We start from the raw sequence: 16,546 nt of genomic DNA, 5'->3' as shown, positions 1-16,546 counted from the left end.
AAAGGGGAACCATGGGATGAGGACGCGCGCTCAGCGCAGCTTACCCTCGGTGCGCTGGCGCGAGAAGACCACCTCGAAGGTCTGTTTCGCCACTGCCTGGAAGTACTCGCCCACCAGCCGGTCGCTGGCCGGGTCGTAGCGCAGCGTGTAGGTCGAGCCGCCGTAGCCGCCGGCCTGCAGCTCGAAGGCGGCGCGCACGCTGCCGCCCTCCTGCGTGGCCTGGGCCTTCGCGAAGGGGAGCGGGTTCGGGTTGAAGTAGGAGGCGGTGAGCTCGCCCGTCCTGGCCACATCGCGGATCAGGATGATGTAGTTGCCGTCGCTGCGCTTCCACGCGCCCACGAGCGCCTCGAGGCCCGCCCTGGCCGGGCCCGCGCCGGGCGCCGGGCCCTGCGCGTAGCTCGGTGCCGCGAAGGCCAGCAGGCAGGCGAGCAGCAGGCCGGGACCCGCCGGCGTTCCGGGATGTCGCCGCATCAGTCGCGTGCCCTCGCCACCATTTGCTCGACCTTGCGCTGGTCAGCCGCGGTGAGCTGCGACTTGCCGAGCGTGACGACGAGCTTGTTGATCTTTCCGTTGAACGGGAAGGGTAGCTGGTAGTCCTTGGCGTTGAGCTCCGTGTACAGGTCGGTGCCGACATCGAAGGTCTCGTCGGCCACTTGAAGGAACGCGATCGAATTCGGCTGCTTGCCGGTCGCGACCACCTTGCCGTCGACCTTGAGCACGCCGCTGCCGCCCTTGGCGATCCCAGGACCGTCGTAGGTGTAGTCGAATTCGATGGTGTGCTTGCCGGGCGCGAGTGCCTCCTGGCCGACCCAGCGGTAGTGCGCCAGGATCAGCATGTTGTAGTCGAAGATCGGCTTGCCATCGACGATGTACAGGCCCCACCCGCCCCAGCGACCACCCAGCGTGGCGAGCACGCCCTTGCCGCCGCCCTGCGGGATGTCGACGTCGGCGGCGATGTTGTATGACTTGCCCAGGATGTTCGGCGCGTTGGCCACTGGAATGCCGGGGTTGACACCGGTGTAGGTGAACACCGAGCGGCCCGCGGTCGTGCTCGGCCGCGGCTCGACGGCGCGGGCAAACGAGCGGTTGTCCAGCGGCAGCACCTGGTACTTGGCCGCCTCCTGGACGAACAGCGCCTGCATCTCCTTGAGCTTCTCGGGCATCTTGGCGGCCAAGTCGTTGGCCTGCGAATAGTCTTCCTTGAGGTTGTACAGTTCCCACTTGTAGTCGGCGATCGGGGGCAGGGGCGCATTCAGGATCCACGGCCCGTGCGGCGGCGTCGTGTTGGCGTACCAGCCGTCGCTGTAGATCCCGCGGTTGGCGATCATCTCGAAGTACTGAGTCTTGCGCGTCGACGGCGCATTGGCGTTGGCCTTGTCGAAGGTGTAGGCCATGCTCGTGCCTTCGATCGGCTTCTGCCTGATGCCGTTGACCATCTCGGGCGCCTTGATGCCCGTGGCTTCGAGGATGGTCGGCACGATGTCGATCACGTGGTGGAACTGCGTGCGGATGCCGCCCGCATCCTTGATGCGGTTGGGCCACGAGATCGCCAGGCCCTGGCGCGTGCCACCGAAGTGCGAGCCGATCTGCTTGGTCCACTTGAAGGGCGTGTCGAAGGCCCAGGACCACGCCACCGCCATGTGCGGATAGGTCGCGGCCGAGCCCCAGGCCTCGTAGAACTTGAGTTGCTCGGCCACCGGGAAGTCGAGGATGCCGTTGTACGAGGTCCACTGATTCGGCGTGCCGCTCAGCGTGCCCTCGGGGCTGGTGCCGTTGTCGCCGACGATGTAGATGATCAGAGTGTTGTCAAGCTGGTCCATGTCCTCGACCTGCTGGATCACGCGCCCGATCTCGAAGTCGGTGTAGGCCGCGTAGCCCGCGTACACCTCGGCCTGGCGGGCGAAGAGCTTCTTCTGGTCGGCGCTGAGCGACTCCCACTTGGGCAGGCTGTCGGGCCAGTCGGTCAGCTTGGCATCTGCGGGAATCACGCCCAGCCGCTTCTGGTTGGCGAAGATCTCTTCTCTCAGCGCGTTCCAGCCCTTGTCGAACTTGCCTTTGAAGGGCGCGACGAACTCCGGCTTGGGGTTGTGCGGCGAATGCGTGCCGCCCGGCGCGTAGTACACGAACCACGGCGACTCGGGTGCCGAGGCCTTCACACCCTGCATGTAGTTGATCGCCTCGTCCGCCATGTCGGTGATCAGGTTGTAGCCCTGCTTGCCGATCCACGGAAAGATCTGCCGGTTGTTCTGGAACAGGTAGGGCGTCCACTGGTCGGTCTCGCCGCCCTGGAAGCCGTAGAAGTAGTCGAAGCCCATGCCCGACGGCCACTGGTCGAAGGGACCGGCCTTGCTGTACTGGAAGTCCGGCGTGTTGTGGTTCTTGCCGAACCACGAGGTGGCATAGCCGTTGCCCTTGAGCAGGGCCCCGATGGTTGCGTTGTCGGGGCCGATGATCGAGTCGTAGCCCGGGAAGCCGGTCGACAGCTCGGTGATGACGCCGAAGCCTACCGAATGGTGGTTGCGGCCGGTCAGCAGTGCGGCTCGCGTCGGCGAGCACAGCGCGGTGGAGTTGAACTGGGTGTAGCGCAAGCCAGCCTTCGCGACGCGGTCCAGCGCGGGCGTGGGAACGACACCGCCGAAGGTGCCGCTGACGCCGTAGCCCTGATCGTCGGTCATGATCAGCAGCACGTTGGGAGCGCCCTTGGGAGGAACGACGCGCGGCGGCCACCAGACTTTGGAGCCGTCCAGCGTCTCCTTGATCACGCCGCCGAATGGCAACTGGGGCGCCGGAATCTGATTGCCCGGAAGCGTCACGGTGGCGCTCGGCGCGCCCAGGTCGCCGGTGATCACTTGCGCGCTCACAGGAACCGCGACCAAGGCCGTGGCGAGCACGGCGGCAGCCGCCTGCACGCTGCCTACGAGGAACATTCGATCTCTTTTCATTCGACCTCCATCGATTGCGTTGAAGTGGGGAGAAAGCGGTGATGCGTATCGACTGGCAGGCCTGCTCATGGCATGGGCCGGCCTTGGACCGCGAGTTCGATCGCGTCCAGCAAATCTCTGCTGCGAAACGGTTTGGCCAGATAGCCCGATGCACCGCGGCGCATCGCCTCGTGGCGCAGCTCGGGCGAGTCGTGGGCGGTGACCAGGACGACCGGCGGCCAGTGCCCGCGCTTGCGCAGCGCCGCCAGCAGATCGAGTCCAGAGATGCCCGGCAGCTTGTAGTCGCTCACCACGCAGGCGGCGAAGGCCGCTCTGCCGTCGGCGAGCAGCGCCTCCGAGGAGGCATAGGCCTCGGTCTTGAAACCGGCCGCATTCAGGAGGCGCTGGATCGCCTGGCGCATGCTGTCGTCGTCTTCAACCACGAGGATCACACCGGTCAGGGACAGGGGCATGGCGGGCGATCGTGATGCGGCCGTGGCTTCGTTCATTCCCAGCTGAAGATCCGCTTCCAGTCGTTCTTCATGCTGATCACCAACCAGCCGCGCTTCTTCGCCTCGGCGCCCAGTGCATCGCTGAAGGTGCCGACCTTGGAGGTGGGGCCGTAGGCGTATTCGCGGTTCGCGTCGTCGTGATGCACCAGCACCATCAGCCGCGCGCCTTCGCCGGCCTGCACGTATTCGAGCATCTGCTGGTCGCCGACCGAGTTGCCGAAGGCCGCCACGGGTCGCCGGCCGATCATTTGATGAATCGCGATCGGCTTGCCGGTCTTGTCGTCCACGTAGAGCATCTTGTGCGTCTTCGTGAGCACGGCCTTGCCGTCCTTGGCGTATCCGAACGAGGTTTCGGCCGCCGACCCGATCACCTGCTCAGGCGGGATGCCGTACACCTTCTGGGCGTACTCGCGCATGAAGTCCTGGCCGCCGCCGGTGGCGAAGTAGGTCTTGTAGCCATTGGCGCGCATGTACTGCATCACTTCCAGCATGGGCTGAAACACGAGCTCGGTATAGGGCCGCTGGAAGCGCGGATGCTTCGCGTTGGCGAGCCAGTCGGCCTCGATGGTGCGGAACTCGTCCACCGTCATGCCGCTGTGGGTGAGCGCCGCCGCCACCTTGAGCAGATCCTCGTTGGTGAGCCTGGCGATCGCGGCCTGGTTGCCGGACATGATGGTCTTGAAGGGCTCGACGAGCTTCAGGCGCGGACGCTTGTCGAGCTCGACCGCGAGCCGGTCGAAGGCGAACATCGCCTCCGCGTAGTTGGGCTGTTCGACCCAGGTCGTGCCGTCCTGGTCGAAGGTGGCGATGCGCGCCTCGGGCTCGACGAACTTGGGGCTGGTCTTGTCCGTGGTGTCCTTGACGAAGGCGATGATCGCCTGCTTGGCGGCGCCGTCGTTCCAGGAAGGCAGCGGATCGGTCTGCGCGCGTGCGAGCGGGGCCAGCACCCACAGCGTGACCAGCGCCAGGCCGTGCATCCAGGCAACCACCCGGCGGCGCGCCGTCGCCGGCAGCGACCGTGCTGCAATGGAGGATGGACCGGAGGCTTTCATGGCTGAGCTTTCCTTTCCGATGGACGGTCGACGATCTCGGCCGATCATTGCCCGCGCGTGATTGCAATGAAATCGGGTCGAAGGGCAGATCGGTTGCCCGAAAGGGAAGATGCAGCGCCCTGAGATCAGGGTTCGTGGCGGGCCGCGTGGACCAGCAAGGCTGCGAATGCCGCATGAAGCACCACAGCGGGCCACAACAGCCACCCAACCGGCGCGTGGGCGATGCCGAGCCAGGCCAGGTACACCGCGGCGGCCGCGTTGTAGGCCAGCATGGCCCGGGTCGGAGTGGATGCGATGCGCGATGCGCGGCGGCTCGGCCAGCAAGCGCAGCCGAGCATCATCAATGCAATGCCGCACAGCCTGGCGATCGCGAGTGCCACGCCCTCGGATTCGGCGCCGAGCAGCAGTCGGATAACGATCGCAGGAATGAGCAGCAGCGCGAGGCCGGTGGCGAATTCGACGATCGACGCGATCGCGAGGATCATGTCGAGCCGTGTACGCGGCGACTCGGTCACGCCTCGGGCTCCCGGCGCGCGATGCAGCGAAATCCCAGGTGCGAGGTCGAGGTATCGATCGGCTGCGGCATTCGCGCTGCGGGCCGGTAACGCCGGCAGTAGTTCGGCGCGCACAGGTGTGAGCCGCCCTTCATGACCTTGCGCGCAATCGGCAACTGTGGCATCTGGGGATCGAAGCTCTGTTCCTTCGCTGCGCCGCGAGGGTTCACGGGGATGCAGCAGGCCTTGAGCTTCTCGTCCGGGTGGCGCGGCGCGTACCAAGTCTGGGTCCACTCCCAGACGTTGCCGATCATATCGAAGAGGCCGTAGGTGTTGGGCGTGAAGCTGCGCACCGGCGAGGTGCCGGCGAAGCCGTCCTCGGCCAGGTTCTGCCAGGGGAATTCGCCCTGGAAGGTGTTGGCCTGGTGCACGCCGCCCGGTACCAACTCGCTGCCCCAGGCATACTCGGCGCCCTCGAGCCCGCCGCGCGCGGCGAACTCCCATTCGGCCTCGGTCGCGATGTCCTTGCCGGCCCACTTCGCATAGGCCTCGACATCGTTCCAGGCCAGGTGAACCACCGGATGATCGTCTTTGTCGGCGATGCTGCTGTCGACGCCTTGCGGCCGGCGCCAGTTGGCGCCTGCCACGAACTGCCACCACTGGAAGTGGTCGCGCAGGCTCACGCGGCCGGGCGGTGCGACGAACACCGACGAGGCGGCCCGGAGCATCTCGGGCAGCGCACCCGGGTAGTCCTTGGGATCAGGCGCGATCTCGCAGAACGTGACGTGGCCGGTGGCCTCGACAAAGGCCCTGAACTGCGCATTAGTGACCGGTGTCGCATCCATCCAGAAGCCGTCGACCGTCACGCGGTGCGCGGGCTTTTCCTCGGGGTAGTGGTGGTCCGAGCCCATGCGGAACGTGCCGCCGGGAATCCACAGCATGCCTGGATACGGCGCAGCGGCCGGGATCGATTTGGGAAGGGTGTCGGTCGTCATGGGTGATCTCAGAACTTGAAGCCTGCCCCGAAGTAGAAGCCGCCCATCGCCACCTTGTCGAGCAGCGCGTCGTCGCGCCGGTAGTCGAGATAGCGGTAGCCGAACTTGAGTGAAGTGGTGGGTGAATACTGATAGCTCGCGCCCGCGATGGCCTGCCAGCTCGCGCTCGAGCCGCCTTCGCCGACGTCGAGCCAGCCCATCAGCGACCATCTGTCGCCTACCGGCACGATGGCGCGCACGCCGACGATGCCGTCGGTCGAGCCCGTCCTTTCCTCGAGTTGGCGGCCGAGGCCGCGCGGGCTCGGCGCGATGTCGACGTTGGTCTTCGCGTTCACGTAGCGCAGGCCGCCGACCACGTCGACCGCCAACGGGCCTTCGACCACGCGGTAGAAGCCGGCCAGGGTCGCGATGGTCTGCTCGAACTTGACGTTGTAGCCGCCCAGCAGGCCGCCGGCCAGCTGGTTGCCGACGCCGAGCTTGACGTACTGCACGTCGAGCAATCCGCCCCAGGCTCCCTTGCGCGCTTCGAGCGTGCCCATGGCGCCGAAGTCCAGCGCTTCGAGGATGCCCTTGGAACTCACGCTGAGCACGTCGTCGGGCAGCGGGCCGAGCTTGAGGTCCGACTTGATGCCCGCGAGCCAGAGATAGGGCGCGAATTCGAACTGCCAGTCGTTGCTCGAGGTCAGGGTGGTCTGCGCCGCGGCGGGCAGGCAGGCCAGGGCGGCCGCGCAGGCGGACAGCGACTTCATGAAACGGCGTGCGCTCATTGCGTTGGCTGGGCCTTGAGTTCGGCCAGGCGACGCGCAAGGGCGGCCGACCATTTGTTGAAGGCGTCCTGGGCGTAGCTCCAGCTCGTGAAGGAGCTGACGTAGCCGTTCATCCAGGCTTCGGCGGCGGTGGTGGCGCCGCCATTGAGATCGGCCGCGTACTTGAGCCCGATCTGGGTGTCGGCGCATTCGGCCAGCACGTTGCCCGTGGCGCCATCGCGAAACTGCGCTTCGAGGCCCGTCTTGCCGAGGTACGGCGTCGAGCCCGGCGGCCGTCCGGTGGCCGCGCCCGAGCCCATCTCGGCGACGAAGCCGTAGGGCACCGCGGTGCCCGCCATGCTGGCCAGCGTGTTGGTCGGCACGAGCGAGGTCAGCGCCAGCCGCACGCGCAGCACGCCGGGGCCCGCGGCGTCGACGATCTTCACGTTGGGCGAGAGGTTCTTGACCAGTGCGCTGTGGAAGTAGTCGATCAGCGCCTTGAGGTCGCTCGGGTCGATCGGGCTCTGCTCGTTGGCGGGCGTCACGTAGACCTTGATGCGTTCGATCATGACCTTGTCGTAGATCCTCCAGTCGATGCCGGGTTGACGCCAGCACAGAAAGCCGCCGTTGGCGGGCTGCGACTTGAGCTTGGCCGGATCGGACAGGAAACCAACGTTCGACACCTTGGCCACGTTGTTCTCGGAGGCCGTGATGCCGGCATTGCCCGAGCCCGGCGCGGCACAGCCGGTGGCGAAAAGCGCCATAGCCGCCGCGAGGCCGCCCAGCATCGAAGTCCGTTGGAAGCGCAAGTTCATCGAGTTCCTTGTCTGCGGGCGACGCCCGCTCATGGTGCGCCGACCACGGTGTAGTAGACGCCGTTGGCGCCGTAAAAAGGCCGGAACCAGCTGTCGCCGACCTGGTAGTAGTCGACGCCATAGCGGTTGACCATCACGGCGCCGGCGGGCACGCGCGCGTAGCTCACGCCCATCGGGTAGACCGCGCCGCGGTTCGCGGTCGAGACCGCCGCGCCGGCTGCCACGCCGACGACCGCGCCGGCCGCCACGGCCCCCGCGCAGTCGTAACAGCCCGCGTGGTAGTAGGGCACGGCCACCGGCGCGTGATAGGGCGCATAGCCCGCGGCGCCATAGGCGGGCGGGTGATAGGCGCTGTAGCCGCCGGCGGTGGTGTGGACCGCGCCGTAGCCGGCGACGCCCGTGGTGGAGCCGCCCCAAGCGTTGGTGTGGCTGGTGGCGCCATCCCAGCTGTGCGAGGTGCTGCCGCCCCAGGCGTTGGTGTGCTCGGCACCGCCCCAGCCACCCGACGAGTGGCCGCCGAAGCGGTTGGCGCTGGCCCAGGCGGCGGCCTGTCCATGGAAGCCGGCGCAGAGCAGCAGGCCTGCCAGCAGTGGCAGCAGGATCTTGTGTGAAGGCGTGTTGGACATGGTGTTCACCTCTTACTGCGCCTTGGCGGCAGCGGCCTTGCCGGACTTCCTGGCAGGCGCTGCGGACTTGGGCGCGGCGAAGGCGATCTTCTTCGCATTGGCCGCATTCACCGCCGCGAAGGCCTCGGCCGCGATCACCGGGTCGAGCTTCCAATTCGACAGTTCGACCTGGTGGCGCAGCTGCAGCGGGTCGCCGCGGAACACCGCGCGCATCTTGCGCGGCAGCTTGTCGTCGGCGCCGATCCAGATCTGCATGAAGAGCTGGTCGCTGGCGATCGCCACCATCTCGGTGGTAGTGCCGCCGACCACCTTCGACTGGCCGATGTAGAAGGCCTTGCCGATACCGTCGGTGAGTGTCTGGAAGGGGTCGGCGCCGACGATGTCGGCGAACGGGAAGTAGATCGCCGCGTTGTCGAAGGCCTGCTTGAGCATGGCGTCGATGGTCGGCGGCGCCGGCGCCACGGCGACCAGGTTCTCGGCTGGCGCGAAGGCAGTGATGGTCTTGCCGTCGTACGAGAACTCCGAGGCCGGACCGTCGCCGAGCGTCACCACCCGCAGCCGGTCGGGCCGCTGCAGCAGCACCTCGGAGGTGGTGCCGTAGGCGAGCGCGGGGCCGACACTGCTCGGGCTCTCGTAGGTGGTGACGGCCGTGAAGGCCAGCGACTTCGCGCTCGTGAGGCTGGCGCTCATCGCCCGCAGCAGGTCCATGGCCCGGGCCTCGAGCTGCGGCGCCTGGGGCTGGGCCTTGGCGGTGCGCGCGGGCTTCGCAGGCGCCGCGGTCTGGGCGGCAGCGCCGGTCCCCAGCAAGGTGGCCGCGACGAACATCAACGCGGCAGTGAATCGGGACCGGACCATGAAAAGCTCCTTGGAGTCAGCAACGACGGACCGGCGGCCCTGCGGGCGCCTCCGGGCGGTCATCATCGGCAGCGCGGCGCGGCGCGTGAATCGGGTGCAGGGGCAACTTGGTTGCCCGAAGGGGAAGCGCCGCGGCGGCACGGCGCGGTTACAGTGGATCGACCCCAGAAAGCGCTTCCCCTGGATGGCCTCATGACCGTGTCGATGCAGCTCCTCCGTCGCTCGCGCCCCTGGTTGGGCGCCTGCCTTGCCGGCTGCCTGGGACTGCTGCTGGCCGGTTGCGCATCGCGGCCGGTCAACCCGCCTCTGGCGCAGGCCGACCCGAGCCGCGGCTATCGCTACGAGACCCGCCCGGCGCCGGAACGCGACAAGGAGAACCTTGTCATCCTCGCCTTTTCGGGCGGTGGTACGCGGGCCGCGGCCTTTTCCTATGGCGTTCTGGAGTTCCTGCGCCGCACCGAGGTGGTCGGACCGCGCGGCCGGAGCGGCCGGCTGATCGACCAGGTCGATGTCATCACTGGGGTGTCGGGTGGAAGCTTCACGGCGCTCGCCTACGGCCTCTACGGCGACCGGCTGTTCGACGACTACGTGCAGCGTTTCCTCAAGCGCGACGTGCAGGGCGACCTGATCGCGCGTGCGTTCAAGCCCGACTACTGGGTCGACCTCGGATCGACCGGCTGGGGACGCTCCGAACTGGCGGCCCAGCTCTACGACGAGATCCTGTTCAAGGGCGCCACCTTCGGCGACTTGGCACGCGGCAAAGGCCCGCTGGTGCTGGCCTCGGCCACCGACCTCTCGACCGGCGCGCGGCTGGTCTTCCAGCAGAGCGTGTTCGACATCATGTGCTCGGACCTGAGCGCGGTGTCGCTGTCGCGCGCCGCGGCGGCCTCTTCCGCCGTACCGGTTGTGCTGTCGCCGGTGACGCTCGACAACTACGGCGGAACTTGCGGCTACCGACTGCCCCCCTGGGCCCGGACCTTTTATGGAGAAGTTGCGCCGCCACGCCCGGCCGCGCGCGCGATCCGCTCAATCGATGCGATGGCCGCGCTGGGCGACGGCGCTGACCGGCCTTACCTGCACCTGGTGGATGGCGGTGTCTCCGACAACGTGGGCATGCGCGGTGTGCTCGATGCGCTGGAACTGCTCGAGGCGCTGCACGAGGCCGGCATGCCGACGCCGCTCGACCATGTGCGGCGAGTGGTGGTCTTCATTGTCAACTCGCTGTCGACGCCGCCCACGGACTGGGACCGATCCGCAACGCCGCCCGGCACCATCGAGATCCTGCTGAAGGCGAGCGGGGTGCCGATCGACCACAACTCCTACGAAGCCGTGGAGCTGCTGCGCGACACCGCGGCGCGCTGGCAGACGATGAGGCGCATTCGCGAGTCGCCAGCGATGGCGGCCAACAAGGACCCCGCGATCACGCAGCTCATGCGCGTGCCCGATGCAGAGATCTATGCCATCGACGTCTCCTTCGACGCGTTGAAGGACCGCGGCGAGCGCGACTACCTCAACAGCCTGCCGACCAGCTTCTACCTGCCGGACGAGGCGGTCGACCGGCTGCGCGCCGCCGCTTCGACGCTGATCCTCGACTCGCCCGAGTTCGCGCGTCTGCTCAAGGATGCGGGCAGCACGCTGGTGCCGCACGCACCCTAGCCGGACGCCGCCTGCCGGAGCCGCTCGTCGAGCCGCCCGAGTTCGGCCGCGGAGTCGGCGCCGAGCTTCTGCATGAGCTGTGAGCGCTGCGTTTTCACCGTGCGTTCGCTGGTGTCGAGCTCGTCCGCGATCTGCTTGTTAAGCTTGCCCGCGACGATGCGGTCGAAGACCTCGCGCTCGCGCGGCGTGAGCGTCGCGAACAACGCCTCGAGTCGCTGCTGCTCCGCCCGCGCGCTGCGCAGCGCGTCATCGCGCGCGAGCGCCCGGCCGATGGCGGCGAGCAGCGCTTCACCCTGCACCGGCTTCTGCAGGAAATCGACTGCGCCGCCCTTCATGGCCCGCACGCTCGACGGGATGTCGGAGCGGCCGCTCAGGAAGACCACCGGCAGCAGGCAGCCGTGCTCCTGCAACACGTCCTGCAACTCGAGGCCCGAAGGGCCGGGCAGGTTGACGTCGAGCAGCAGGCAGCCCGGGCGATCGGGCACCGGATGCAGCAGGAACTCGCCGGTGTCGGCATAGCCGCGGCCGTCGAAGCCAGCCGCGTCGAGCAACCGCAGAAGCGCCAGGCGCAGCGAAGCGTCGTCGTCGACGACATGGATCAGGGGTTTCATGTCCATCGGTATTCCTTCGGTGCCGTGCCGTTGGGGCCGAGCAACGGCACATCCATGTGAAAGACGGTACCCTTGCCCGGCCAGCTGTCGACCCGGAGTCGACCGGCGTGCGCATCGACGATCGAGCGCGAGATCGACAGGCCCAGGCCCATGCCGCTGCGCTTGGTGCTGAAGAAGGAATCGAAGAGCCTCGGCAGGTGCGTCGCCTCGATCCCATGGCCGCGGTCGCTCACGCTGACGGTGACGTGGTCGGCGTGGCGCACTGTCGACACCACGATCTTGCGCCGGTCCTCGGGCAGGTCGCCCACCGCATCCATGGCGTTGAGCACCAGATTGATCAGCACCTGCTGGATCTGGATGGGATCGCCAAGGATTTGCAGCGGGCTTGGCCCGGCGCGGACCACGAGGTCGATCGAGCGCCGGCGAGCCTCGGCGTCGAGCATCGCGCACCCCTGCGCGACAGCCTCGTTGAGCTCGATCGGGTGGCGCGCGACCACCTGCCGGGCGAGCAGTGATCTCAGCCGCGCGATAACGTCGCTCGCGCGCAGGTCGTCGCGCCGGATGTCGGCGAGGATGTTGCCGATGTCGTCCGGCTTCTGCCGGCCGGACTTGATCATCAGTTCGGCGGCTTCGGTGTTGGCGAGGATGGCGGCCAGCGGCTGGTTGATCTCGTGCGCGATCGATGCAGTCAACTCGCCCGCGATCGCGAGCCGCGAGGCGTGCGCGAGTTCGCTGCCTCTTTGCACCAGCGTCATCTCGGCCTTGAGGCGGCGGCGATGCTCGACCATCAGCGCCGCGATCAACCCGGCCTGCAGCAGGATCACCGTGCCACCGACCACCGCGGTCCGGCGATAGGCCTCCCAGAAGGTGGGCTGGCGGAACTCGACGATGGCGTCCGAGGGGATGTCGGCATCGGCGATGCCCCAGCGGCGTGTCTGGCGCTGGTCGACGCTCAAGGTGTTGCGGGTGCGCTCGGGCAACTCGAGCGCGGCGGGCGAGGTGCCGTCGAGCAGCGCGTTGACGATGTCCCCGGCCTGTCGGCCCATGGCATCGAAGCGCGGCATCACGCCGCCGACCACGCCGGTGCCCAGGAAGGTGCTGAAGGTGCCGTACACGGGGACCGCCGATGCCTGCGCGATCAGTTCGGCCGCATCGCGGGGCGTGAAGCGCTGCTGGTCGCCGCTCTGGTAGAAGCCGGCCGTGAACACGAGCGAGTGCTCGTCGAGTTCGCCCAGGCGCTTGCTCAGTTCATCGATCGGCAGGCCAGCGAGGAACTCCGCTTTCACCTTGGGCCCGAGGCCGGTGGCCTTGGCGCGGAACAGCGCCTCCCAGTTCAGGTCACGCGGCGTGCTGCCGGTGACGAAGACCAGCCGCTCGGTGCCGGGATGCCAGCGCAGCGCCTGCTCGAGGCTGCCCGTGATCTCGTAGCCGACCGGAACCCCGACCACATCGAGGGGCAACGCAGGCAGTGGCGTCGGGAATGTCGTGAACACGGCGGCATGAACCACGGGCACGCCCGGAAAAAGGTCATCGCGATGACGCAGCACGAAATCCAGTGAGTCGCGCGCGACCGCGACCACAATCGCCGGCGGTCGATCGGTGTACTTGTCACGCAAGTACCGGGTCATCGTGCGCTCGTAGCGATCGCCCACGAAATCGGGGTTGTCGAGGAATTCGTTGAAGAAATGGACCGGCCGCTCGGCGCTGCTCTCGATGGCGCTGCGCAGCCCGGCCTCGACCTCGACATTGCCGGGCACCAGGCGCCCGTTCGAATACAGCACCAGGACCGTGTGGCTCTCCACCGCCATGGCGGCGCCGCCAGACAGCGCCAGAAGGCACAACACGACAAGCGGGAAACGAACCCGGCGGGCGATCGGCGGCTTCAAGAACTCTCCGTCTTCGGCATGGCGCTTTCGTTTGTGGCGAGCGAACGTTAATACAATACGGCTCAACGTCTCTTGACATTTTGGGCCACTGCATCGTGCGTTCGGCCTATTTCACAGGGGGTGTCGTCTCGATGTTGCGTTCGGTTTCGAAGGCGCGCGGCCCCCATTTCGGGGATTCCCCGGCGACCGACCCCGGCAGCGTTCGCACCGCCTCGCTGGCGGGCGTGCCGGTCGTTCTGCGCCAGAAAGGCATCGAGCCCGCACGCGTGCTGGCCGAACTGGGCTTGGCGCCCGACACCTTCGATCATCCTGACGGCCGGCTCAGCTACCGTAACGGCGGACAGCTTCTGCTGCATTGCGCCGAGCGCACGGGATGCCCGCATTTCGGCTTGCTCGCCGGCCAGCATGCCGATCCTTCGTCGCTCGGAATGCTCGGCGAACTGATTCAGCGGTCGCGCACGGTCGATGCGGCACTGAACAGTCTGATCGCGCACCTGCATCTTCAGACGCGCGGCGGGGTGCCCACGCACGCCGTCGAAGGCATACACGCCAGTTTCGGCTATGCGATCTACCTGCGCGACATGCCCGGCACGGCGCAGGCCTACGACCTGGTTGCTGCCTTCGAGTTCAACATCCTGCGCGCGCTCTGCGGGCCGCGCTGGTCGCCCGTTGAGGTGAGCTTCGCTCACGGGCGGCCTGCGGACCTCGACCCCTATCGGCACCTGTTCGGCTGCCGACTCGTCTTCGATGCCGACCGCACCGAGCTGCGCTTCGATCGCCATTGGCTCGCGCTGGCGCCGCTGGCCTCGGATGCCGAGCGCCATCGCCAACTGCAGCGCGAGGTCCTCGCGCAGGAAAGCGTGGCGCCCGAGGTGCTGGTGCACCACATCAGTGCCACGCTGCGGCGCATGGTGGCGAACGGCCGCGCGAGCGAAAGCCTGCTGTGCGACTTGCTGTCGATGCCGCGGCGCACGCTGCATCGCAAGCTTGCGGCGCAGGGCACCAGCGTGCGCGCGCTGCTCGAGGACGTGCGCTACGAATATGCGCGCCAGCTGCTGCTCGACACCGACTTGTCGACGGCGCGGGTGGCGGCGGCGCTCGACTACGCGGATGCGAGCACCTTCAACCGCGCCTTCCGGCGCTGGACGGACACCACGCCCGCCGCATGGCGGGAGCGGGCCGTCGCTCGCTCCGCGAACGCAGAAGCTCCGCAACTCGCCGCTCGGCCCGAAGCGAGCGCCTGAGCCACGCAGCGGCAGCGCCGTCGATCGCCTCGGTCCGGCGAGCGTCGATGGCTGCGCCAGGCCAGCCCTCGAGTTCGCCGGCCGGCGAGGTCGCAGCCGGCACGCCGGCCGCGCGCGCGACAAAGACCACCGAATTGGCCGAAAAGACCGGCGACGAAACCCCCGTCTCAACAGAATCGGCCGTCGGTGACCGGGCTGCGCACGGCCGCCGATCGACAAAAGAAAGCCGGGCCCTCCCGGCGTCACGAAGAAACACCTTTCGAGAGACACCCCTGTGGTCCATACCGCTTCGCTTCGCCTTGCCGCGCGTCACCGCCGCTCGGCGGTTTCCATTGCCGCGCTGGCGCTCCTCGCCCTGGCCGGGCCCGCCCACTCGATCGAGATCGACACCGGCAACCCCGACGTGGTGCTGCGTTGGGACAACACGCTGCGCTACAACCTGGGCCAGCGCGTGCAGGGCCAGGACAAGGCGATCCTCAGCAATCCGAACTTCGACGACGGCGACCGCAACTTCGGCAACCACTCGCTGATCGCCAACCGCCTCGACCTGCTGAGCGAGATGGACCTGGTGGTCGACAAGAAGTATGGCTTTCGCGTCAGCGGCGCTGCCTGGGGCGATGCGGCCTACGACAACCTCGACAACCACAACAACGCCACGGCCAACACGCTGGTCTACGGCGTGCCGACCGCGGGCGCGCTGTCGCCCTACACCTCGCGCTATGCCAAGGGCGTCTCGGGCGAGCTGCTCGATGCCTTCATTTTCGGCAGCACCGACATCGGCGACACCAACGTCGGCCTGCGCCTGGGCAAGCACACGGTCTACTGGGGCGAGAGCCTGCTGGCCGGCGGCGCGGTGCACGGTATCTCGTACGGCCAGTATTCGCTCGACCTCTGGAAAGCGCTCGCCACGCCCGGCATCGAGGCCAAGGAGCTCTACCGGCCGCGCAACGCGATGACGCTGCAGGTGCAGCCCGCGCCCGAGCTCTCGTTCTCGGCCCAGACCTTCTTCGACTGGGAGAGCGCGCGCTATCCCGAGTCGGGCAGCTACCTGACGGTCAACGACGCGTTGCTGCACGGCGGCGAATCGCTGATCGCGGGTCCCGGGCAGCGGCTGCTGCAGGCCACGAGCGCGGAGCCCAACAAGACGGGTGACTTCGGCCTCTCGGCGCGCTGGAGCCCTGAATGGCTCGACGGCACGGCCGGCCTCTATGGGCGCCGCACCGCGGACATCCAGCCGCAGCTCGCGCTGATGCCGGCCGTGGCGGCCGGCGTGCCGGCGGCCGCCTGCGCCAGGGCAGGCCTGCGGCCCATCGGACCCACCAACTGCTACATCAACCCGGGCGCGGCGACGCTGCCGCAGATCCAGGCCGGCTACGTGGGCCAGTACCAGGCCTTCTACGGCCGTGACATCGACATCTACGGCCTGAGCCTGGCGAAGAACGTCGCCGGCCTGAGCCTGGGCGCGGAGCTGAGCTACCGCCGCAACATGCCGCTGCAGAGCGTGCCGGTGCAGGTGCTGCCCGCGCCGCTGGCCAACCCAGCCACGGGCGGGATCTCGCTGGGGCAATTCGCGGCGCTCGGCGGCGATGCGCCCGGCGCACGCGGCGACACCATGCACGGCGTGCTGAACCTGCTCGGGACCGTGTCCAAGACCGCGCTGTTCGACAGTGCGAGCTGGAACGCCGAGCTGATCTGGAACCGCTGGCTCAGCGTGTCGCAGAACCCCGGCGCCTTCAAGGGCAGCGCCGCCTACCGTGCCAATCCGGCCAACGTCGATGCGGTCAGCAAGGACTATTTCGGACTCGGACTCAACTTCACGCCGACCTGGTACCAGGTCTTTGCGGGCGTCGACCTCTCGATGCCGTTGAGCTGGTCGGGCGGCCTCTCGGGCAACTCGGCGGTGCTGACCGGCGGCAACAAGAACGCCGGCACCTACGGCATCGGCGTGGCGGCCGATGTGCGCTCCAAATACAACATCGCGCTGCGCTATGTCGGCTTCTATGGCGACTACAGCACGCTGCCCAACGGCGCGATGAACGTGGCCAACGGCACCTACGCGAGCCTGTCCGACCGAGGGCACGTGCTGCTGACTTTCAAGGCGACCTTCTGAGTCGTCCCATTCCCCCCAACCAC

Annotated in this window: 15 protein-coding genes; 3 read left to right on the top strand and 12 right to left on the bottom strand. The window is 67.8% G+C overall.

The window, feature by feature from the left end; genetic code table 11:
- Nucleotides 1-30: 30 nt before the first annotated feature.
- From QTI68_RS35180 to QTI68_RS35135, 10 genes are all read right to left on the bottom strand, one after another.
- Nucleotides 31-471 carry a hypothetical protein gene (locus QTI68_RS35180; protein WP_286528625.1) on the bottom strand — a complete coding sequence of 147 codons (441 nt, stop codon included), beginning with the start codon at nucleotides 469-471 and terminating at the stop codon, nucleotides 31-33.
- On the bottom strand, nucleotides 471-2,942 hold the full coding sequence (locus QTI68_RS35175) for an arylsulfatase (RefSeq protein ID WP_286528623.1): 2,472 nt from the start codon (nucleotides 2,940-2,942) through the stop codon (nucleotides 471-473). The genes QTI68_RS35180 and QTI68_RS35175 overlap by 1 nt, the downstream gene beginning before the upstream one ends.
- Nucleotides 2,943-3,007: 65 nt before the next feature.
- Nucleotides 3,008-3,430 carry a response regulator transcription factor gene (locus QTI68_RS35170; protein WP_286528622.1) on the bottom strand — a complete coding sequence of 141 codons (423 nt, stop codon included), beginning with the start codon at nucleotides 3,428-3,430 and terminating at the stop codon, nucleotides 3,008-3,010.
- A complete protein-coding gene (locus QTI68_RS35165) occupies nucleotides 3,427-4,485 on the bottom strand; it encodes an HAD family hydrolase (RefSeq protein ID WP_286528620.1) in 1,059 nt (352 codons plus the stop codon). The genes QTI68_RS35170 and QTI68_RS35165 overlap by 4 nt, the downstream gene beginning before the upstream one ends.
- Before the next feature lie 125 nt (nucleotides 4,486-4,610).
- Nucleotides 4,611-5,000 (bottom strand): hypothetical protein, encoded by a 390-nt coding sequence (locus tag QTI68_RS35160; RefSeq protein WP_286528618.1) that lies wholly within the window; start codon nucleotides 4,998-5,000, stop codon nucleotides 4,611-4,613.
- Nucleotides 4,997-5,974, bottom strand: coding sequence for a formylglycine-generating enzyme family protein (locus tag QTI68_RS35155; RefSeq protein WP_286528616.1), 978 nt, complete (start codon nucleotides 5,972-5,974; stop codon nucleotides 4,997-4,999). The genes QTI68_RS35160 and QTI68_RS35155 overlap by 4 nt, the downstream gene beginning before the upstream one ends.
- An 8-nt stretch (nucleotides 5,975-5,982) precedes the next feature.
- Complete coding sequence (locus tag QTI68_RS35150) at nucleotides 5,983-6,741, bottom strand: hypothetical protein (protein WP_286528614.1); 759 nt, start codon at nucleotides 6,739-6,741, stop codon at nucleotides 5,983-5,985.
- Nucleotides 6,738-7,535: a DUF3313 domain-containing protein gene (locus tag QTI68_RS35145; protein ID WP_286528612.1), complete on the bottom strand. Its 798-nt coding sequence runs from the start codon at nucleotides 7,533-7,535 to the stop codon at nucleotides 6,738-6,740. The genes QTI68_RS35150 and QTI68_RS35145 overlap by 4 nt, the downstream gene beginning before the upstream one ends.
- Before the next feature lie 29 nt (nucleotides 7,536-7,564).
- Entirely contained in the window at nucleotides 7,565-8,161 is a 597-nt protein-coding gene (locus tag QTI68_RS35140; protein ID WP_286528610.1) for a hypothetical protein, read from the bottom strand.
- Nucleotides 8,162-8,173: 12 nt separating this feature from the next.
- Complete coding sequence (locus tag QTI68_RS35135; protein ID WP_286528609.1) at nucleotides 8,174-9,016, bottom strand: DUF2092 domain-containing protein; 843 nt, start codon at nucleotides 9,014-9,016, stop codon at nucleotides 8,174-8,176.
- A 204-nt stretch (nucleotides 9,017-9,220) separates the two neighbouring features.
- On the opposite strand from QTI68_RS35135, the gene QTI68_RS35130 reads away from it, so the two are divergent.
- Nucleotides 9,221-10,672, top strand: coding sequence for a patatin-like phospholipase family protein (locus QTI68_RS35130; protein ID WP_286528605.1), 1,452 nt, complete (start codon nucleotides 9,221-9,223; stop codon nucleotides 10,670-10,672).
- Here QTI68_RS35130 and QTI68_RS35125 read toward each other — a convergent pair.
- A complete protein-coding gene (locus QTI68_RS35125; RefSeq protein WP_286528603.1) occupies nucleotides 10,669-11,289 on the bottom strand; it encodes a response regulator transcription factor in 621 nt (206 codons plus the stop codon). The genes QTI68_RS35130 and QTI68_RS35125 overlap by 4 nt on opposite strands.
- The gene (locus tag QTI68_RS35120) at nucleotides 11,280-13,169 is read right to left on the bottom strand and encodes a sensor histidine kinase (RefSeq protein ID WP_286528601.1); all 1,890 of its coding nucleotides are present in this window, start codon (nucleotides 13,167-13,169) and stop codon (nucleotides 11,280-11,282) included. Before QTI68_RS35120 ends, QTI68_RS35125 begins: the two co-directional genes overlap by 10 nt.
- Before the next feature lie 131 nt (nucleotides 13,170-13,300).
- Here QTI68_RS35120 and QTI68_RS35115 point away from each other — a divergent pair, with 131 nt between their 5' ends.
- Both QTI68_RS35115 and QTI68_RS35110 read left to right on the top strand, forming a co-directional pair.
- Nucleotides 13,301-14,413, top strand: coding sequence for an AraC family transcriptional regulator (locus tag QTI68_RS35115; RefSeq protein ID WP_286528599.1), 1,113 nt, complete (start codon nucleotides 13,301-13,303; stop codon nucleotides 14,411-14,413).
- Between the two features lie 274 nt (nucleotides 14,414-14,687).
- Nucleotides 14,688-16,523, top strand: coding sequence for a DUF1302 domain-containing protein (locus QTI68_RS35110; RefSeq protein WP_286528597.1), 1,836 nt, complete (start codon nucleotides 14,688-14,690; stop codon nucleotides 16,521-16,523).
- The last annotated feature ends 23 nt before the right edge of the window (nucleotides 16,524-16,546 follow it).

It is taken from the genome of Variovorax sp. J31P207 (assembly GCF_030316965.1).
Classification (GTDB): domain Bacteria; phylum Pseudomonadota; class Gammaproteobacteria; order Burkholderiales; family Burkholderiaceae_C; genus Variovorax; species Variovorax ginsengisoli_B.
Note: the sequence above shows the minus strand (reverse complement) of the source record. Positions and strands in the feature narration are given on the sequence as shown.